Genomic DNA, 1,493 nt, shown 5'->3' with positions numbered 1-1,493 from the left:
CTCAATCCCGCCGCGCTTGCGGCGGAAGTACCTGACTCCCGCGGCCTGTTCCATCCCGTGCAGTGCGATATTGAGCAACAGCGGACTGACGACGCCACCCTGCGGCGTCCCCGCTTCCGTCGGAGCGAACTGGCCGCGGTCCATCACCCCGGCCTCAAGCCAATCGCGGATCATTGCCCGTGCGGGAAACGACCCGAGGCACTCGAGCAACCGGTTGTGATCGATGCGGTCGAACGCCGCTGCCAGGTCGGCATCCAAGGCCCACAGGCGATTCGGGGCGCGGCCCTTGACCACCTGGTAGATTGCCTCGATTGCATCGTGGCAGCCACGGCCGGGCCGAAACCCGTAGGACTTCGGCTCGAACCGTGCCTCCCACTCGGGTTCCAGCGCGTTCTTCACCCGTGCCTGAAGCACGCGATCGACGACCACGGGAATTCCGAGCGGGCGCTGTTTGCCGTTCGCTTTCGAGATGAACACCCGCCGCACGGGCTGGGCCTGCCACGGCTCGGTGCTACTGGACATCCAGTGCGCCAATGCCGCTTTGGCGAACGAGGTCGTGATGACCTGTCCGTCTATGCCCGCCGTCTTGCGGCCGGTGTTGTCCTCGGTCACCCGCCGCACACTCAACAGCGTGTTGGCGCGCGACCGAAGCATCAGCTTCTGCAGGCTGCGGACCTTCTTGAGGTCGCCTGCCTGACTTGCGGTGAAGATCCGCTGCCGCAGGCGCCGTACATCGTCCTCGACGGCACGCCAATCCACGGCGTCCCAATCCATGACATCGTCCACAGGTCCGTTCACCTCGGCAGTCGCGTTGGCGTCCAACTTGCCCTCCGGTTCCAGCGTCGTCATCAGCTTTCTTTCACCAGCTCACCTGGTCCACGTCAGCTCCCTTGCGGGCCAGACATACCGTCTGTATCTGGCCGGTTATCCCGGACATCGTTGGAGGTCAACGACATTCGTCCCGGTTTCCCGCTGCTTTTCGGCCGCCAGCGTTGGCTTCTTGGACCATCCTGTCCCGCTGGGGAATTCCGCCTTCCTCACGGTCGGCCTACCGGAGCGGCGCAGGCGCCGTCCGGACCCCAGCCGGGGTTTCCGCGTTCCGCACGTGTGAGACCAGACCGGGGTGGGTGCCCTCTTTATCCCGGGGGCGGTGGTGTCCACCCGGGTGGACGGGAATGGCCCACCCGGCACCTGCCGCTTTCCGGCGGCCAGCCCCTACCAACTCCGCTACCAGCACCCATCGCGGAGAATCCGCAGTCACGAGACATCAAGCAAGGGTTCACATCATTCACCCGTCCGGTCTTCCTCTCGCCCGTGGCTCCCGGATGGGACGAGAACCCTTCGGCTTTCCCCCGAGCTCCGCACCCTGCCGTTACCAGCAACGCACGTCGGGGCGAGGACCGATCCGCGGACACCGATCGGGGACTACACCATCGACATAATCGAACCTCCCTCGGTGCATCCACTCACAAACGTGCGACCTCGCGTCGCAC

General features: G+C 65.3%; 1 protein-coding gene. It reads right to left on the bottom strand.

Translation table 11 applies throughout. The annotated features are described in order from the left end of the window. The coding region (locus tag EET13_RS29640) for a reverse transcriptase N-terminal domain-containing protein (RefSeq protein ID WP_211189169.1) at positions 1–849 on the bottom strand (849 nt) is incomplete at its 3' end. Between the last annotated feature and the right edge of the window lie 644 nt (positions 850–1,493).

Source organism: Mycobacterium attenuatum (assembly GCF_900566085.1).
Lineage (GTDB): Bacteria > Actinomycetota > Actinomycetes > Mycobacteriales > Mycobacteriaceae > Mycobacterium > Mycobacterium attenuatum.
The sequence above is the reverse complement of the archived record's forward strand: the minus strand, read 5'-3'. Positions and strand labels throughout refer to the sequence as shown.